This window comes from Rhodanobacter denitrificans (genome assembly GCF_000230695.2).
Lineage (GTDB): Bacteria > Pseudomonadota > Gammaproteobacteria > Xanthomonadales > Rhodanobacteraceae > Rhodanobacter > Rhodanobacter denitrificans.
Genome location: NC_020541.1, coordinates 665149 through 680753, shown reverse-complemented (window position 1 = coordinate 680753; position 15605 = coordinate 665149). Strand labels below are relative to the sequence as shown.

13 protein-coding genes are annotated in these 15605 nt (G+C 69.4%); 8 read left to right on the top strand and 5 right to left on the bottom strand.

Annotated elements, in window-relative coordinates; translation table 11 throughout:
• The first annotated feature begins 70 nt into the window (after nt 1-70).
• A complete protein-coding gene (locus R2APBS1_RS02985) occupies nt 71-1063 on the top strand; it encodes a diguanylate cyclase domain-containing protein (protein ID WP_015446824.1) in 993 nt (330 codons plus the stop codon).
• An 18-nt stretch (nt 1064-1081) separates the two neighbouring features.
• Here R2APBS1_RS02985 and R2APBS1_RS02980 read toward each other — a convergent pair whose 3' ends face one another.
• The 3 genes from R2APBS1_RS02980 to R2APBS1_RS02970 are packed head-to-tail and all read right to left on the bottom strand — an operon-like array spanning nt 1082 to nt 4993.
• Nucleotides 1082-1555: a hotdog fold domain-containing protein gene (locus R2APBS1_RS02980; protein WP_015446823.1), complete on the bottom strand. Its 474-nt coding sequence runs from the start codon at nt 1553-1555 to the stop codon at nt 1082-1084.
• Between the two features lie 57 nt (nt 1556-1612).
• On the bottom strand, nt 1613-4063 hold the full coding sequence (locus R2APBS1_RS02975) for an acyl-CoA dehydrogenase (protein ID WP_015446822.1): 2451 nt from the start codon (nt 4061-4063) through the stop codon (nt 1613-1615).
• 9 nt (nt 4064-4072) lie between these two features.
• Nucleotides 4073-4993, bottom strand: coding sequence for an alpha/beta fold hydrolase (locus tag R2APBS1_RS02970; protein WP_015446821.1), 921 nt, complete (start codon nt 4991-4993; stop codon nt 4073-4075).
• A 129-nt stretch (nt 4994-5122) separates the two neighbouring features.
• Here R2APBS1_RS02970 and R2APBS1_RS02965 point away from each other — a divergent pair, with 129 nt between their 5' ends.
• From R2APBS1_RS02965 to R2APBS1_RS02945, 5 genes are all read left to right on the top strand, one after another.
• Nucleotides 5123-5701, top strand: a complete 579-nt coding sequence (locus tag R2APBS1_RS02965; protein WP_015446820.1) for a TetR/AcrR family transcriptional regulator — start codon at nt 5123-5125, stop codon at nt 5699-5701.
• 127 nt (nt 5702-5828) lie between these two features.
• The gene (locus R2APBS1_RS02960) at nt 5829-7613 is read left to right on the top strand and encodes a phosphoenolpyruvate carboxykinase (GTP) (RefSeq protein WP_015446819.1); all 1785 of its coding nucleotides are present in this window, start codon (nt 5829-5831) and stop codon (nt 7611-7613) included.
• Between the two features lie 143 nt (nt 7614-7756).
• Nucleotides 7757-8302: an RNA polymerase sigma factor gene (locus tag R2APBS1_RS02955; protein WP_007510838.1), complete on the top strand. Its 546-nt coding sequence runs from the start codon at nt 7757-7759 to the stop codon at nt 8300-8302.
• Nucleotides 8299-8751 (top strand): hypothetical protein, encoded by a 453-nt coding sequence (locus tag R2APBS1_RS02950; RefSeq protein ID WP_015446818.1) that lies wholly within the window; start codon nt 8299-8301, stop codon nt 8749-8751. The genes R2APBS1_RS02955 and R2APBS1_RS02950 overlap by 4 nt, the downstream gene beginning before the upstream one ends.
• Nucleotides 8752-8768: 17 nt before the next feature.
• Entirely contained in the window at nt 8769-9671 is a 903-nt protein-coding gene (locus tag R2APBS1_RS02945; RefSeq protein ID WP_007510842.1) for a DUF4097 family beta strand repeat-containing protein, read from the top strand.
• A 72-nt stretch (nt 9672-9743) separates the two neighbouring features.
• On the opposite strand, the gene R2APBS1_RS02940 is transcribed toward R2APBS1_RS02945, so the two are convergent.
• Nucleotides 9744-10652 carry a hypothetical protein gene (locus R2APBS1_RS02940; RefSeq protein ID WP_007510844.1) on the bottom strand — a complete coding sequence of 303 codons (909 nt, stop codon included), beginning with the start codon at nt 10650-10652 and terminating at the stop codon, nt 9744-9746.
• Between the two features lie 242 nt (nt 10653-10894).
• Between R2APBS1_RS02940 and R2APBS1_RS02935 the strand changes: the two genes are divergently transcribed.
• Nucleotides 10895-13795, top strand: a complete 2901-nt coding sequence (locus R2APBS1_RS02935) for a bifunctional diguanylate cyclase/phosphodiesterase (protein WP_007510846.1) — start codon at nt 10895-10897, stop codon at nt 13793-13795.
• Between the two features lie 16 nt (nt 13796-13811).
• On the opposite strand, the gene hslO is transcribed toward R2APBS1_RS02935, so the two are convergent.
• The gene (gene hslO, locus R2APBS1_RS02930) at nt 13812-14711 is read right to left on the bottom strand and encodes an Hsp33 family molecular chaperone HslO (protein WP_007510848.1); all 900 of its coding nucleotides are present in this window, start codon (nt 14709-14711) and stop codon (nt 13812-13814) included.
• 110 nt (nt 14712-14821) lie between these two features.
• Here hslO and mtgA point away from each other — a divergent pair, with 110 nt between their 5' ends.
• Complete coding sequence (gene mtgA, locus R2APBS1_RS02925; protein WP_007510850.1) at nt 14822-15562, top strand: monofunctional biosynthetic peptidoglycan transglycosylase; 741 nt, start codon at nt 14822-14824, stop codon at nt 15560-15562.
• The last annotated feature ends 43 nt before the right edge of the window (nt 15563-15605 follow it).

The following is a 15605-nucleotide window of genomic DNA, read 5'->3' as shown; positions in this document are numbered from 1 at the left end:
ATGGCGGCCCTTACCCGCGGCCGGCCGCAGAGGTTAAGGTAGGCTCGAGTCCGTCTGTTTGGTGTACACGATGCTGCCGAAGATCCTGATCGTCGACGACACCGCCGCCAACCTGGTCGCCATGCGCCGGCTGCTCGCCCGCAGCGGCGCCGAGCTGTTCGAGGCACGCAGCGGCAACGAGGCGCTGGCGCTGTGCCTGGACCACGAGTTCGCGCTGATCCTGCTCGACGTCAACATGCCGGACATGGACGGCTTCGAGGTGGCCGCCCTGCTGGGCGAGGCCGAGCACCTGCGCGACACCCCGATCATCTTCGTCACCGCCGCCTACGTCGACGACATGAACCGGCTCAAGGGCTACCGCTCCGGCGCGGTGGACTACATCGCCAAGCCGATCAACGACGTGATCCTGCAGTCGAAGGTGCGCGTATTCCTGGAGCTGTACGCGGCGCGCATGAAGCTGCAGCAGGCCAGGGACGAACTGGCCGAACGCAACCAGCAGCTCAGTCGCGAGATCGCCGAGCGCCAGCTGATCGAGGCGATGGTGCGCCACCAGGCCAGCCACGACCCGCTGACCGGGCTGCCGAACCGCATCCTGTTCCACGACCGCCTGCACGGCGCGATCCAGCGCGCGAACCGTCACCAAAGCCAGTTCGCGCTGGCCAGCATCGACATCGACGGCTTCAAGCACGTCAACGACAGCCACGGCCACGCCGCCGGCGACGCCCTGCTGCAGGAGATCGCCGCGCGGCTGTCGGCGCACCTGCGCAGCAACGACACGGTGGCGCGGCTCGGCGGCGACGAGTTCGCGCTGGTGCTGGAGGAGATCGACGATCCGCGGACGGCGCTGCGCCTGTGCGAAAAAATCTGCGCCGCGCTGGGCGAGCCCTACGCCCTGTGGGTCAACGGCACGCCGGCCGAGGTGCGCGTCGGCGCCAGCATCGGCATCGCACCGTACGCGCCGAACGAGCAGGCCGATGCCGACGAACGACTGATGCAGGCGGCCGACCGCGCCATGTACGCGGCCAAGCGCAGCGGCAAGAACCGCTGCATGCTGGCGGACTGAGCCGGCACGGGCCGCCTTTCAGCCGTGCTTGCGCAACGACACCCACATCAGCACGCGTGCGCGGAGCACCGTCTCACCCGTGTCGTCCGTCACCTCCACCCCGACCGGCCACTCGCGGCCGCCGCCGGCACCGGGCACGCCCGCCTCCGGCGTGGCGACGCCGCGCATCGTACCCACCGCCTTCTTCAGGTACTCGACGCTCATGCCCTTCGGGATCCAGCGCATGTCCGCCGGAATCGTCGCATCAGTCATCACCCCGGCAGCCAGCTCGGCCAGGTTGCACAGCGCGATCGCATGCATGGTGCCGAGGTGGTTGTGCACACGGCGCCGGTCGCAGATGCGCACCTCGCAGCGGCCCGGCTCCAGCGCCACGAAGCGCGGCGCGATGGTGGCGAAGTACGGCGCCTTCAGGCAGATCAGCCGCGAGAAGAACCGGTGACCCGCCGGCCAGCGCGTGATACGGCGGTAGATGGTCAACACCGGGGCATTCATCTTTTTGGCCCTCGCAAAGGAACCGGCCCGCAAGGCGGGCCGGTCGGTCAGTGGGATTCAGGAGGCGTCCGCCCGCGTCTTGAACGCGCGCAGCTCGTCGCTGTCGAAATCGTCCACCGAGATGAACTCGAACACACCTTCGCGCACGTGCCTGAGCAGGTTGGCCTCGGCTTCGGAAATCACCCCGGCCTGCTGCGCCTCGGCCAGCTGGTCGAGGTAATCGTGCGCGGTGAACTGGCCGGATTTCTGCGCCTTGCCGAACTTGCGCTCGACCGGCTCGGCGGCGATCACGTCCGGCAGCAGCGCCTTCATGCGGCCGATCGTGTTGTTCGGCGTGGGCGTGGTGTAGACCCAGTCGGTGAGGCGGTCGAGCGCCTCGTTCGGCGCGGTGAGCAGCGCGGCGACGCGGCGGCCGAGGCGGTCGGACGGCGGCACCTCACGGCGACCCAGCGGGAATACCAGCGCGCGCAGCAGCCACGCCACCGGGCGCACCGGGAAGTTGCGGATCGCGCCGTCCAGCGCGTTCTGGATCAGCCACATGCACTGATGGAAGCCCCAGGCCAGGAACGGGCGATCGGCTTCCGGCCGGCCGTTGTCCTCGTACTGCTTGAGCATGCTGCTGGCGATGTACAGGTAGCTCAGCACGTCGCCCAGGCGCGCCGACAGCTTCTCCTTGAACTTCAGCTTGCCGCCGAGCACGCCCATGAACACGTCGGCGGTGAGCGCCAGCGCGGCCGAGTAGCGGTCGAGCTTGCGGTAGTAGCGGCGGGTGTAGGCGTCACCGGCGGTTTCGCCGAGGCGTGCGCCGCTCACGCCCATCGCGAAGCTGCGCACCGCGTTGGAGATACCGAAACCGATATGGCCGAACAGCAGGCGGTCGAACGTCTTCAGCTGCTCGCCGCGGTCGGCGATCGACAGCGCCTGCATTTCCTTCAGCACGTACGGATGGCAGCGGATCGCGCCCTGGCCGAAGATCATCAGGCTGCGCGTCATGATGTTGGCGCCTTCCACCGTGATCGCGATCGGCACCGCCGACCAGCCGCGGCCGGCGTAGTTCTTCGGACCGAGCTGCACCGCCTTGCCGCCGTGCACGTCCATGGTGTCGGCGGCGATCTGCCGTGCCCATTCGGTGGCGTGGTACTTGGCGATCGCCGACGGCACCGCCGGCTTCTCGCCGCGGTCGACCGCCGCCGCAGTGGCGCGCGACAGCGCGGCGGTGGCGTAGGTGAGGCCGCCGATGCGCGCCAGCGCTTCCTCGACGCCCTCGAAGCGGGCCACCGCCAGGCCGAACTGCTTGCGCATGCGCGCATACGCGCCGGTCGCCAGCGCCGAGGCGCGCATGCCGCCGGTGGCGTTGGACGGCAGCGAGATCGCACGGCCCACCGACAGGCACTCGACCAGCATGCGCCAGCCGTGGCCGGCCATCTGCGGCCCGCCGATCAGCACCGACAGCGGCGCAAACACCTCCTTGCCGCGCACCGGGCCGTTCTGGAACGGGATGTTCAGCGGGAAGTGGCGGCGGCCGATCTCCAGCCCCGGCGTGGAGCGCGGCAGCAAGGCCAGGGTGATGCCGAGGTCTTCCTTGTCGCCGAGCAGGTGCTCGGGGTCGTACATGCGGAAGGCCAGGCCGACCACCGTGGCGATCGGCGCCAGCGTGATGTAGCGCTTGTCGAAGGTGAGCTTGATGCCCAGCGTCTCGACGCCGTCGACCACCTGCTTGCAGACGATGCCCACGTCGGGGATCGAGGTGGCGTCGGAACCGGCGTACGGGCCGGTCAGCGCGAAGCAGGGAATCTCCTCGCCCACCGCCAGGCGCGGCAGGTAGTGGTTCTTCTGCTCCTCCGAACCGTAGTGCAGCAGCAGCTCGGCCGGCCCCAGCGAGTTCGGCACGGCCACCGTGGAGGACACCGTGGCCGACGCGGTGGACAGCTTCTGCAGCACCGCCGAATGCGCCAGCGCGGAGAACTGCAGGCCGCCGTACTGCTTCGGGATGATCATGCCGAAGAAGCGGTTCTTCTTGATGAACTCCCACACCTTCGGCGGCAGGTCGGCCAGCTCGTGGGTGATCTGCCAGTCGTCGATCATCGCGCACAGCTCTTCCACCGGGCCGGCCATGAAGGCCTGCTCCTCCACGGAGAGCTCGGGCTTGGGCTGCTTCAGCAGTTCGTGCCAGTCCGGCTTGCCGGAGAACAGCTCGCCCTCGAAGCCGACCGTGCCCGCTTCCAGCGCGGTCTGCTCGGTCTCCGACAGCTTCGGCGTCACCTTGGCGAAGATCTTCAGGATCGGCAGCGTGATCTGCTTGCGGCGGAAATCCACCAGCAGCAGCGGCAGCGCGATCGCCAGCTCGACGATCAGCAGGATCGTGGTGGTCCACGGCGCATGCGCGATCAGGCCGACCACCAGCGTGGCGACGGCGGTGGCGATCGCCCAGCTGCGCAGGCTGCTGCGGTGGTAGGCGCAGGCGCCGGAGGCAATCAACGCCGCCAGCAGGGTCAGTAGCACGGACATCTCAACACCTCATTGCGATTGGGCGGCACCGGCAACGCGCCGGTCGACGGGTAGCGGATCAAGACTCTGCACAAAGCGGGCAACTTCGTGCGTGAAGGCGTCATTCGCATCGCCCGCCACCATGTGCGTGGCGTGCGGCAACTCGACATGCTGCGCGTGCGGCACCAGATGCATGAACTCGTCGACGGTGGCGCGCGACACCACGTCGCTGCGCGCGCCCGAGAGCAGCAGCACCGGCACCTCGATCGTCGTCGCGGCGGCCTGCAGGCGCGGCTGGTAGCGCTCGCTTTCCTGCACCAGGTCGCCCGCCAGCAGGGCCGGATCCCAGTGCCAGCGCAGCCGGCCGTCGCTGCCTTCGCGCAGCAACGGGCGCAGCTGCTGCTCGCTCTTGCGTTCGCGCCGCTGCGGGAGGTAGGCGGCGATCTGCTCGGCCGCCTCGGCGTAGTTCGCGAAGCCGTGCGGATGCGCCTGCATGAAGGCGAGGATGCGTTCCACCCCGGCGGTTTCCCAGCGCGGCGTGATGTCCACCAGCACCAGCGCACGGAACGGCGACGGCCGGATTTCGCCGGCCAGCACGATGCCGAGCAGGCCGCCCATCGACGCGCCGACCAGGATCGGCGGCTGCGGCTGCGCTGCGGCCAGGCGCTGCAGGTCGTCGGCAAACTGGTCCATGTGGTAGCCATGGCCGGACTCCGCGCCTTCCGCCATCCGGTCGCTCTCGCCGTGGCCGCGCGCATCGAACGTGACGCAGCGGCAACCCGCCTGCGCCAGCGCCGCCGCCGCGCCGTTCCAGGCGCCGCGGGTCTGGCCGAACCCGTGCGCGAACAGCAGGCTCGGTCGACCCGCCGGGCAGCGCGTCTCCACCGCCAGAGTCAGGTCGGCAGCGCGAAAGCGGCTGAGCAGCGGGGACGTGGGGGCGTGGATCACCATACGGAAGAGTATGGATTGCCCCGGCGAGCGGCGTCAACCCTGCGCCTGGCGCCCCCGGCGACGGCCGTGGTGCCAGGCCGGATCGACGTGGCGCATTACAAATGCGTAGGCTGCCGCTACCATACGCACATGAATGTCAGTAGCAAGCCAGAACGCACCCGGCTGTCGGCCGAGGATTGGGAACTTGCCGCCCTGCAGCTGATTGCCGAACACGGCGTCGGCGCACTGGCCGTGGAAGCGCTGGCGCGCCAGCTGGGCGTGACCAAGGGCAGTTTCTACTGGCATTTCCGCACCCGCGAGGCTTTGCTGCATGCCACGCTGGAACGCTGGGAGCAGTACGGCGAGCGCGAAGTGCTGGGCCAGATCGAGCAGATCGCCGACCCGCGCCAGCGCCTGCCCGAGCTGTTTCGCCGCGTCGCGCACGAACTGCAGCCGCACCGGGTATATGCGGCGCTGCTGAAGGCGCTGGATCACCCGCAGGTGGTGCCGGTGATGGCGCGCGTATCGCAGCGGCGCATGGAGTTCCTCACCACCGCCTACCGTGAGGCCGGCCTGGCCCCGGCGCAGGCGCTGAACCGCGCGCGGCTGACCTATGCCGCCTACGTCGGCTTCCTGCAGCTGAACTTCACCCTGGGCCTGCCGCGGCTCAATCATGAAGAGTTCGACGCCTACGTCGAACACATGATCACCACCCTCATCCCGGCCTGACCCTACCCTGCCGAAGGCCCCGGACGGCGCCATGCGGCGCCGTTTTCTGTTGCATCGAACCTTGCAATACCAGTGCACGCAAACTAGCGTTTCCGGTCACTTTTTCCGAAAACCTCAAGGGGACACGATGGCCAGCAAGCTGGAAGCGCTCGAACAGTGGGTCAACCAGGCGGCGGCGCTGACCCGCCCCGCACGGATCCACTGGTGCGACGGCTCGGACGCCGAATACCAGGCCCTGGTGCAGCAGATGCTGGCCGACGGCACGCTGATCGAACTGAACCAGCAAACCCATCCGGGCTGCTACCTGCACCGCTCCCATCCCACCGACGTGGCCCGCGTCGAGCACCTCACCCTGGTCTGCCATCCGAACCGGGAAGACGCCGGCCCGAACAACCACTGGATGGACCCGGCCGAGGCGCACGCCAAGATCGACGCGCTGTTCGACGGCTGCATGGAAGGCCGCACCATGTACGTGATCCCGTACTGCATGGGCCCGATCGACTCGCCGCTGGCACGCTGCGGGGTGGAGATCACCGACAGCCCGTACGTGGTCGCCAACATGCGGATCATGACCCGCATGGGCGCCGCCGCGCAGGCGCGCATCGAGCGCGAAGGCACGTTCGTCAAGGGCCTGCACTCCATCGGCGAGCTCGACCCCGAGCGCCGCTGGATCATGCACTTCCCGGCCGAGTTCAGCATCAAGTCCTACGGCTCCGGCTACGGCGGCAACGCGCTCTTGGGCAAGAAGTGCCACGCGCTGCGCATCGCCAGCAACCAGGCGCGCACCGAAGGCTGGCTGGCCGAACACATGCTGATCGTCGGCATCGAGAACCCGCGCGGCGAGACGCACTACGTCGCCGCCGCGTTCCCCTCCGCCTGCGGCAAGACCAACTTGTCGATGCTGATTCCGCCGGAAGGCTACCGGCGTGACGGCTGGAAGGTGTGGACGATCGGCGACGACATCTGCTGGATGCACCCCGGCGCGGACGGACGGCTGTACGCGATCAACCCGGAGGCCGGCTTCTTCGGCGTGGCGCCGGGCACCAGCGACGCCACCAACCACAATGCGATGCGCAGCATCTCGCACGACACCATCTTCACCAACGTCGCCGTCACCGCCGACAACCAGCCGTGGTGGGAAGGCCTGCCCGGCGCGCCCGTCACCGACTGGCAGGGGCGTCCGTACGACCCGGCCAACGGCCCCGCCGCGCACCCCAATTCCCGCTTCACGGTCAGCGCGAAGCAGTGCCCGACCTGGTCGGAGACGGCCGAAGCCGCGCAGGGCGTGCCGATCAGCGCGATCGTGTTCGGCGGCCGCCGGCCCTCGCTGCTGCCGCTGGTGATGGAAGCGCGCGACTGGAGCCACGGCGTACTGATGGGCGCCGCGATGGGCTCGGAGACCACCGCCGCCGCCACCGGCGCAGTCGGCGTGCTGCGTCGCGACTCGATGGCGATGAAGCCGTTCTGCGGCTACCACTATGGCGACTACTTCGCGCACTGGCTGTCGTTCGACCGGCCCGGCGCGAAGCTGCCGAAGGTGTTCCACGTCAACTGGTTCCGCAAGGGCGCCGACGGCAAGTTCCTGTGGCCGGGCTTCGGCGACAACCTGCGCGTGCTGGAGTGGATGATCGACCGCGCCGAAGGCCGCGCGAGCGGCGCGGAGACGCCGATCGGCATCCTGCCGGACGAAGGCGAACTCAAGCTCGACGGGCTCAGGCTCGAGCGTGCCCGGCTCGAGGAACTGCTCGAGGTGGACAACGCCAGCTGGCAGGCCGAGTTGTCGGCCATCGGCGACTACCTCGCCAGCTTTGCCCCGCGCCTGCCCGAACGCCTGCGCCGGGAACAGCAGCGCGTGGTGCAGGCACTGGAAGACGACGCCGGCCCGTCGCGCCGCGAGGCCGCTGCTTCCTGAGATATCCAGGCGGCGGGCAGGTCGCCACGACCTGCCCGCGGCACTTGCAGGCCCAGCGTGGCGCGCGCCGTGCAAACCCTTTCGCGCAACGCCGCATCCAAGCTGGCAAGATGACCGCCGCCTGTCCTGCCCTTGGAAGCGCCATGTCGCCCGCCTCAACGCGAGCCAACGACAGCGATGACGTGCGCGCGGCGGCCGCCGGCGACCGCCACGCGTTCCAGCGGCTGTACCGGCTGCACGTAGGTCGCGTGCACGGCGCGGTGTATCGGCTCGCCGGCTACGACCATGCGCGCGCCGAAGACCTCACCCAGGATGCCTTTGTCCGCGCCTGGCAGAAATTGCCTGGCTTCCGCCACGAAAGCGCGTTCGGCACCTGGCTGTACCGGCTGGCGGTGAACGTGGCGCTGATGGACATCCGCGCCCGCGGCGCCGACCCGGTCAGCATGCTCGACGACGAGCACCTGCCGGACACCGGCGAGACCCCGTTCTGCGCCGCCGAGCGCGAAGAGCTGGAACGCGCGATCGGCAGCCTGCCGCCGCGTGCCCGCGCCGTGCTGGTGCTGCACGACATCGAGGGCTGGCGGCATGAAGAGATCGGCAGCGAACTGGGCATGGCGATCGGCACCTCGAAAGCACAGCTGCACCGCGCCCGCGGCCTGCTGCGCAAGCTATTGGGAGAATGCTCGTGAACGAATTCGAATGGCGCCGCCAGCTGCGCGAGTTGCGCCAGCCGCTGGTACCGCGGCGCGACCTGTGGTCCGCGATCGACGCCGTGCTGGAAGATGCCCAGCGCACGGCACCGGCGCCCCTGCCCTTGCGCGAGCCTCGACCGACGCCGCGCCGGCAAGGGCTGATCGCCGCCGGCCTCGCCGCCTCGCTGCTGCTGGCCGGCGGCATCGGCTGGCGCGTGCTGCGGGCGCCGGCGGCCGCACCGCTGGCCGGCAGCCTGAAGTCCTCCACCGACTGGAAGCCCTCCGACCCGCGCCTCACCGGCGCCGCGATCGAGCTGGACGCCGCACGGATGGAATTGCAACTGGCCCTCCGGCAGGCCCCGGATTCACCGGCACTGCAGCGCCTGCTCGGGCGCACCGAACAGCAACAGGCACAACTGCGCCAGCTGGCCCACCAGGCCGGCTGACACTCACAGGAACGACCATGAAAACCGCCCGCTACCTTCCCTTGCTGCTGTGCTTGTGCATCAGCCAGGCCCTCGCCGACACGCCGATCCAGCTGCGCCACGACGCCACGTCGACCGCCCGCATCAGCATCGGCAACGTCGCCGGCACGGTGAACGTGACCGCCTGGGACCGCAACGAGGTGCAAGTCAGCGGCCGGCTCGGCGACGGCGCCAAGCCGCTGGCGGTCACCGGCACCGACGACAACCTGCAGATCAAGGTCGAACCGCAAGGTGGCCCCGGCTGGTTCAACTGGGGCGGCGACAGCAAGATGGCGCCCACCACGCTGGAGCTGCACGTGCCCAGGGCAGCCTCGCTCGACGTCGACGTGGTCAGCGCACCGCTGGTCATCGACGGCATGGACGGCGGCAGCATCCAGGTCAACACGGTCAGCGGCAAGGCGCGCATCAACGCACGCACGCCCTCGCTGAAGGTGGACAGCGTCAGCGGCGGCATCGAGCAGGCCGGGCAGGCCGGGCAGGCCGAGCTGAAGACCGTCAGCGGCGAGATCCTCGCGCCTGCGCTGGGCCACGAGGTCGAACTGCAGACCATCTCCGGCCGCATCCAGGCCAGCGGCGGGCCATGGCGGAAGCTCACCCTCAGCACGGTGTCCGGCGACGTGCAGCTCAGCGGCGCGCTGGCTCCCGCCGGCAGCATCGGCATCGACAGCATGAGCGGCGACGTGCAGCTGCAACTGCCGGCGGCCACCTCGGCCAGCCTGCACGCCAGCAGCTTCAGCGGTGACCTGCGCAGCGATTTCGGCACGCCGAAGGAACCCGAGCACGGCCCCGGCAGCTCGCTGGACGTCCGCCTCGGCGACGGCACCGGCAAGATCAACATCGAGACCTTCAGCGGCGACCTGCGCGTGCGCAAGCGGGACTGAACGCACGCGCCAACGAAAAACGCCGTCGCATGGCGACGGCGTTTTCTCATGGGACCAGCGGAAGAAAACCGCTCAGAGATCCTGGTGATACTGCACGTACGGCGTGCGCGACTGGTCCGGTTCCGGGCCCGCCGGCGTACTGGCCGGTGTGCCGGACGACCACAGGTTCTGCGCGCCGACACTCAGCGAACCGCGCCACGGCAGACGCCAGGTCACGCCCAAATCGATGCTGTTCCAGCGCCGGTCGGCGTTCAGGCCACCCGGAATGCCGGCCTGCGGCTGCATCGTGCGGCCAATCAGCACGCCGCTCAGCGGGCCATGATCGACGCCGAAGCTCAGCGCTTTCTGGTCCAGCGTATCGACGCCGAGCAGGTTGCCCGGCAGCAGATGGATCCGGCCCACGCTGGCGCCCAGGTCGATGCCGCTCTTGCTGCCCAGCGCCAGTCGGCCATGCGCATTGAGCTGGGCGCTGCTGTCGAAGCTGGACAGGCCGTCCACGCCCGGCGCAGCGCCCGGCAACACGCGCGGCAACACGTTCCTGTTCGGCGTGGTGCTGCTGCCGACGCTGACACCCACGCTGTAACGGCCGGCGTCATAGGTGGCGCCCACCTCGCTGCCGAGCACGCGCAGGCCCGGGTTGGTCCAGGCCTGCTCGCTGACCTGCGCGTGCGCCTGCAGTCGCGGCCCCAGCCCGTATTCCACGCCGGTCGTCATCAGCGTGGAGGCATCCACCACCCGCAGCGCCAGCGGCGCATTCTTGCGCAGCGCCTCGGCGCCGGTGCTGCGATCCGCCTTGAGCGCCAGCAGGCGACCGTCGGCGCCGCGCCACAGCGGCACCACGACGCCGGGTTCAACCTCGGCCGTCTGGTCCGGCGGCTGCGCCAGCAGGCGCTCTGCCATGGCGCTGTCGCCGCCCGCAGACTGCCCGGCCGCAGCAAGCGGCAGCAACAGGGTCAACAGCAGGACGGACAGGCGGCGCATGACGATGGACCGATGACTCGCTCGATAGAGGATACTTGGTTCGAAGTATACCCCGCTTTACGTTTTACTAACACCCCGAAAATCCGTCCCAACGCACAAAACGGCTGCAGCCGATGCCCCTTCGACCTCCCGGCCAGCCGCGGGTTCCCGCCCCGGGGAAAGTGGCGGGGGTGCAGACTTACACGATATAAAGACAAGCCACGCCGATCCCGCCAGGTCGCACCGGAACCAGTCGCAGCCCCATGAGTGCCTCACCGACGATCCGCTCATCCCAACCACCGCCGGTGGCACGGGATCTTGCGGCCCTGCACGCGGCGGTCGAACGGCTGTTCGAGGCACCCGACGCCGCCGGCGTGATGGACGTGTGCGAACTCATGCTGGACAACTTCGGCATCCATGGCCGGCTGCGCTGGCGGCGCATGGACGAGCAACCCGGCCATCTGGCCGGGCAGATGGATCTGGCCGAGGACCCGCAAGGCCCGCGCACCCTGGTGCTCGAATGGGCCGACCTGCCGCTGCCCGAAGCCCTGCGCGACCGGCTGGACTGGCTGGGCCGGCTGGCCGACATCCGGCTGCACCAACTGGCCGAGACCAGCCACCTGTACGAGGCGATCTCGCGGCTGGCGCTGGCCGAGAGACTGCAGCGCGCGCTCTACGCGATCGCCGAGCAGGCCGGCGCCGACCACGACATGCCCGAGATGATGCGCTCGCTGCACGCCATCGTCAGCAGCCTGATGTACGCGGAGAATTTCTACATCGTGCTGTACGACGCGGCCACCGACACCGTCCGTTTTCCCTATTACGTCGACATCGCCGATACCGACCCGCCGCCGCCGGACCAGCACCTGCCGCTGCACGGCATGCTGCACAGCCTGACCTGGAACCTGCTGCAGGAAGGCCGCCCGCTGATGGGTTCATTTGAAGAGCTGAAGCAGCAGTTCGGCGACCGCTTCGTGCCGATCGGCCCCAGTTGCGAACACTGGCTGGGTGCGCCGCTGCTGCGCACCGGCCGCGTCGTCGGCGGCATCGTGATGCAGAGCTACCGTGCCGACACTCATTACTCGCGGCACGACCTGGAATTGCTGAACTACGTGGCGCAGCACGTGCAGACCGCGCTGGAGCGGCGCGAGGCGCACCTCGAGCTGGGCCGCCGGGTCACCGACCGCACCGCCGCGCTGCGCGAGGCCAACCGCGTGCTGCGCCAGCAGGTGCTGCAGCGCCAGCGCGGCGAACGCCTGCAGGCGGCGCTGTTCCGCATCGCCGAGCTGGCCAACACCTCGGACAGCCTGGACAAGTTCTACGCGGCCATGCATCAGGTGATCAGCGGCCTGCTGTACGCGCGCAACTTCTACATCGCGCTGATTGACGAGGAGAACGGCCACCTCACCTTCCCCTATTCGGTGGACGACATGGACAGCGTGCGGCCGCCGCGTGCGCACGGCCGGGGTGCCACCGAGTACGTGCTGCGCCACGCCAAGCCGCTGCTGGCCACGCCGGCGGAAATCGACCGGCTCAGCGCGCTCGGCGAAATCAGCCTCTTCGGCGCACGCTCGGTGTGCTGGCTCGGCGTGCCGCTGATCTGGGGCGGCAAGGCAATGGGCGTGCTGGCGCTGCAAAGCTACTCGCCCGAGCACACCTACAACGAGCGCGATCAGGAGCTGCTGACCTTCGTCAGCTACCACATCGCCAACGCGCTGCAGCGCAAACAGGCCGCGACGGCGCTGAAGCAGGCCTATGCCGGGCTGGAGCGCCGCGTCACCGAGCGCACCCGCGCGCTGGCGCTGGCCAACCGCGACCTGCGCGAGCAGATCGCGGAGCGCGAGCGCGTCGAGCGCCGGCTGAAGTACGAAACGCTGCACGACTCGCTGACCGGCCTGCCGAACCGCACCCTGCTGCTGCAACGGCTGGAACAGGCGATGCAGCGCTACGCCGCCAACCCGGGCGAGCAGTTCGCCGTGCTGTTCATCGACCTGGACCGCTTCAAGGTGATCAACGACTCGGTCGGCCACCTGGTCGGCGACGACCTGCTGTTCCAGGTCGGCGGCCGCATCCGCGCCTGCCTGAAGACGCGCGACGTGGTCGCGCGCCTGGGTGGCGACGAGTTCGCGGTCCTGCTGGAGGGCATCGTCGAGACCGGCAAGGCCACCCTGATCGCCGAGCGCATCATCAGCGAGCTGCAGACGCCGTTCCGGCTCGGCACCAAGGAGATCTTCACCTCCGCTTCGATCGGCATCGCGCTGGCCCGCCCGCATTACCGCCAGCCGGAGGAACTGCTGCGCGACGCCGACGCGGCGATGTACAACGCGAAGGACGGCGGCCGCCATCGCGCGGCGATGTTCGACGACCGCCTGCGCCGCGAGGCGCTGTCGCTGCTGGACATGGAGAGCGACCTGCGCCACGCGCTGAGCCGCAACGAGTTCGAGCCGTTCTACCAGCCGATCGTCGAACTCGCGGACGGCCGCATCACCGGCTACGAGGCGCTGCTGCGCTGGCACCATCCCGAGCGCGGCCTGCTGCCGCCGCACGATTTCCTGCTGATCGCCGAGGAATGCGGCTGCGCCGAGGCGATCGACTGGCAGATCTTCGAGCAGGTGTGCACCCAGGCAGTGCGGCTGATCGGCACCGACGGTTTCATCAGCATCAACGTGTCCGGCCGGCACTTCCGCTCGGCCGACCTCGACCTGCGGCTGCTGGCGCTGTTCGACCAGTACGCCGTGCCCACGCGCTGCATCCGCATCGAGGTCACCGAGCACGCGCTGCTGGAGAACCCGACCCAGGTCAAGCAGATGCTGCAGAACCTGCGCAGCCACGGCGTCGGCATCGCGCTGGACGACTTCGGCACCGGCTATTCCTCGCTCAGCTACCTGCACCAGTACCCGTTCGAGACGCTGAAGATCGACCGCTCCTTCATCACCGAGCTGCCACCGGACGACGCCGAGACGCAAGGCCTGGCATTGGTGCGCGCGATCCAGGTGCTGGCCGATTCGCTGCGGATGAAGGTGATCGCCGAGGGCATCGAGGAAGAATCGCAGCGGCAGGCGCTGCTGCGCGTCGGCTGCCGCTACGGCCAGGGCTTCCTGTTCGCCGAGGCACAGCCGGCCAGCACCTGGCTCGGCGCGGACAAGCCGCTGCTGCTGGCCTGATCGCGGAACCGAGTGTCTACTGTGCCGTGCCCGGCGCGCCGGGTGCCGCAGCTTCGCTCAACAGGTGTTCGGCGTCGATCCGGTCGAAGTGATAGCGCTGCGCACAGAACTCGCAGACCACCTCGATCTCGTCACCGCGGGCGGCCAGTGCTGCCTCCACCTCGTCGCGGCCGAGCGAGCGCAGCATCGCCGTGACCCGCTCGCGGCTGCAGCTGCAGCCGAACGCCAGCGGACGCGGCTCGAACAGGCGCACCGACTCCTCGTGGTAGAGGCGGTACAGCAGTTGCTCCGGCGCGCTGGCCAGCAGTTCCTGCGTGCCCAGGGTGGCGGTCAGGTGCACCACGCGATTCCACGCATCGTCGTCCTGCACCACGGCGTGGCCGCCCTCGCCCGGCATTTTCTGCAGCATCAGGCCGACCGCCTGCTCGCCGTCGGCGGCCAGCAGGATCCGCGCCGGCAACTGCTCGGACTTCGTGAAGTAGTCTTCCAGCGAAGCGGCCAGGTCGGCGTGGCGCAGGTCCACCAGGCCCTGGTAGCGCTGACCGCGATCGACGTTGCCGATGGTGATGGCCATGATCGCGCCGGCCAGCGCATCCAGCGCCAGCGGCGCGGGCAGCGGTTCGTTCCAGCGCGCCAGCCCGCGCAGGCGGCCCTGGTCGCTGCACTCGGCGAACAGCAGGCGCAACGCGCCCGCGCTCTTCAGCTCGATCGACAGCGCGCCGTCGAGCTTGATCCCGCCGGTCAGCAGCGCACTGGCGGCCAGCGCCTCGCCCAGCAGGGCGTGCAGTGCCGGCGGGTAGTCGGCGCGACCGGCCACTTCGCGCCAGGCCGGCCCCAGCCGCAGCAGGGTACCGCGCACCCCGGCGCGTTCCAGCAGAAAGCGATGCAGCACGTCTTCGGCAGGCAGGTTTTCCACGGCAGCAGGTCTCCTGGAGGTCAAGCGCCACAGATGGGGGCGCCGCGGCGGCCGGACAACGTCCCTTGAACAGGCCCTTATACTGCCCGCGTCCTCCCACGCGTACCGCCATGCCTTTTCCATTCCGCCGCGCCCCGCTGCTACGTCTGCTGCGCACGCTGGCGATCCTGCTGCTGGCATGGCTGGCGCTGAGCTGGCTGGTGGTGCTGGTGCTGCGCTTCGTGCCGCCGTGGACGTCGGCGGTGATGCTGGAGCGCCAGCTCGGCGCATGGCTCCACGGCGAGAAGGATTTCCGCCTGCGCCAGCACTGGGTGCCGTGGACGCAGGTATCCAGCTGGGTGCCGCTGGCGATGGTGGCCGGCGAGGACCAGAAATTCCCCTACCACCACGGCTTCGACCTCGATTCGATCCAGGACGCGCTCGACGCCGCCGACGACGGCCGGCGCCTGCGCGGCGCCAGCACGATCAGCCAGCAGACCGCCAAGAACCTGTTCCTGTGGAACGGCCGCAGCTTCGTGCGCAAGGGGCTGGAGGCGTACTTCACCGTGCTGATCGAACTGACCTGGCCGAAGCAGCGCATCCTCGAGGTGTACATGAACATCGCCGAGCTGGGCAACGGCATCTACGGCGTGGGCGCGGCCAGCGAGGCGTACTTCCACGCCACGCCGGCGCAGCTCGGCCCGGCCCAGGCCGCCCGCCTCGCCGCGGTGCTGCCGAGCCCGCGGCGCCTGCATGCGGACCGCCCCAGCGCCTACGTGCAGCGCCGCGCGGCGTGGATCCAGCGGCAGATGTACCAGCTCGGCGGACCCGGCTACATCGAAGGCCGCACGCCGCCACGCGCCATGCACTGAGCGCGGCGCGACGGGTTCACAACTTCACTACACGCCGGCGTGG

Bases quoted from the DNA above. Each gene is read 5' to 3' on its own strand.
- R2APBS1_RS02970 (WP_015446821.1), bottom strand. From the start codon at position 4,993: ATGGTGATCCACGCCCCCACGTCCCCGCTGCTCAGCCGCTTTCGCGCT.
- R2APBS1_RS02975 (WP_015446822.1), bottom strand. From the start codon at position 4,063: ATGTCCGTGCTACTGACCCTGCTGGCGGCGTTGATTGCCTCCGGCGCC.
- R2APBS1_RS02985 (WP_015446824.1), top strand. From the start codon at position 71: ATGCTGCCGAAGATCCTGATCGTCGACGACACCGCCGCCAACCTGGTC.
- R2APBS1_RS02980 (WP_015446823.1), bottom strand. From the start codon at position 1,555: ATGAATGCCCCGGTGTTGACCATCTACCGCCGTATCACGCGCTGGCCG.
- R2APBS1_RS02965 (WP_015446820.1), top strand. From the start codon at position 5,123: ATGAATGTCAGTAGCAAGCCAGAACGCACCCGGCTGTCGGCCGAGGAT.
- R2APBS1_RS02955 (WP_007510838.1), top strand. From the start codon at position 7,757: ATGTCGCCCGCCTCAACGCGAGCCAACGACAGCGATGACGTGCGCGCG.
- R2APBS1_RS02960 (WP_015446819.1), top strand. From the start codon at position 5,829: ATGGCCAGCAAGCTGGAAGCGCTCGAACAGTGGGTCAACCAGGCGGCG.
- R2APBS1_RS02940 (WP_007510844.1), bottom strand. From the start codon at position 10,652: ATGCGCCGCCTGTCCGTCCTGCTGTTGACCCTGTTGCTGCCGCTTGCT.
- R2APBS1_RS02945 (WP_007510842.1), top strand. From the start codon at position 8,769: ATGAAAACCGCCCGCTACCTTCCCTTGCTGCTGTGCTTGTGCATCAGC.
- R2APBS1_RS02935 (WP_007510846.1), top strand. From the start codon at position 10,895: ATGAGTGCCTCACCGACGATCCGCTCATCCCAACCACCGCCGGTGGCA.
- mtgA (WP_007510850.1), top strand. From the start codon at position 14,822: ATGCCTTTTCCATTCCGCCGCGCCCCGCTGCTACGTCTGCTGCGCACG.